This is a genomic window from Microbulbifer sp., assembly GCF_051659245.1.
In the GTDB taxonomy this organism is placed as follows: domain Bacteria; phylum Pseudomonadota; class Gammaproteobacteria; order Pseudomonadales; family Cellvibrionaceae; genus Microbulbifer.
In genome coordinates this window covers 1-1,370 of record NZ_JBOFOC010000071.1, presented here as the reverse complement: position 1 = coordinate 1,370, position 1,370 = coordinate 1, and the positions used below count along the sequence as shown (strand labels likewise).

The following is a 1,370-nucleotide window of genomic DNA, read 5'->3' as shown; positions in this document are numbered from 1 at the left end:
TCTTTCCGGGACACGGGCAGGGCGCCCCCCTTAAATACGTCCCTGTACGCTCGTAATCGGCATCCCTGCCTCATACGGTCCCGAAAAGAGGCACCCCTCCCGACCTGGAGAGTTCTTCGCGAGATTCTAAACAGGCTCTAAGAGCGGCCCATGGCCGCTCCTACCGCTTGCCGCCGGCGACTCATGATAGAATCCGCGCCCGATTCAGTGGTTACCCCAGTCAATAATGACCGACAAGACAGATTCCTTCATTCCCAGGCTATACCAGGCTCCCATGGAAGGTGTGATCGACCATCACCTGCGCGCCCTGCTCTCCGCCCTCGGCGGTATCGATATCTGCGTCACCGAATTCATGCGGGTGACCCACACCCGCCTGCCACGACGGGTGTTCGTGCGCCTGTGCCCGGAACTGGAAACCGGTGCCGCCACCGCGACCGGCACCCCGGTGCGACTGCAACTGCTGGGCGGCAATCCCCGAGCCATGGCCTACAACGCCGCCAGGGCGGTGGAAGCGGGCGCGCGCGCTATCGACCTGAATTTCGGCTGCCCGGCCAAATCCGTGAACAACAGTGATGGCGGCGCCTGCCTGCTGCAGAGCCCCGGGCGGGTGGAGGAGATAGTGGCGGCGGTGCGCCGCGCCCTCCCCGACTCGATTCCCCTATCCGCGAAAATCCGACTGGGTTACCAGGACAGGTCCAGCTACCTGGACAACGCCCGCGCCGCCGAAGCCGGCGGTGCCGGCGAACTCGCCGTGCACGCCCGCTCCAAGGTGGACGGCTACCGCCCCCCGGCCTACTGGGAATACATCGGCGAGATACGACAGCGGCTGCGTATCCCGGTGATCGCCAATGGCGACATCTGGACCCCGGACGAATTCCTCCGCTGCCGCCAGGTGACCGGCTGCGACGCCTTTATGTTCGGCCGCAGCCTACTGGCGCGCCCGGATCTGGGCCTGCAGATCAAGGCCCTGTGTAGCGGGCGGGACTACACCCCCATGGTCTGGCAGCAGGTAGCCGCACTGCTGTGGGACTACTACCAGATCACCCGCGAGTGCTACCCGACCAAGTACCTGGGCAACCGCATCAAGCAGTGGCTCGCCTACCTGAAACTCGCCTACCCGGAGGCCGGGGCCTTCTTCGAAAAGATCAAGCGCCACCGGGAGGCTTCCGTGATCGAGGACGCCTTCGCGCGGGAGCTGGCGGTGAGCGCGGCCGCTTAGAGTGAGCTTAGAGCCTGTTTGGAATCTTGCGCAGGGCTCTCCAAGACCGGGTGGGGTGCCTCTTTCCGGGACCGTATGAGGCATGGATGCCGATTACGAGCGTACAGGGATGTATTAAAGGGGGGCGCCCAGCCCGTGTCCCGGAAAGAGG

The 1,370-nt window shown here is 64.7% G+C and carries 1 protein-coding gene; it reads left to right on the top strand.

Annotated elements, in window-relative coordinates:
• Nucleotides 1–226 precede the first annotated feature (226 nt).
• Nucleotides 227–1,219 carry a tRNA dihydrouridine synthase gene (locus ACRC0P_RS07000; protein WP_438629280.1) on the top strand — a complete coding sequence of 331 codons (993 nt, stop codon included), beginning with the start codon at nt 227–229 and terminating at the stop codon, nt 1,217–1,219.
• Nucleotides 1,220–1,370: the final 151 nt, after the last annotated feature.

Excerpts from the sequence above, each read along its gene's own strand:
- ACRC0P_RS07000 (WP_438629280.1), top strand. The coding sequence starts at position 227 with ATGACCGACAAGACAGATTCCTTCATTCCCAGGCTATACCAGGCTCCC.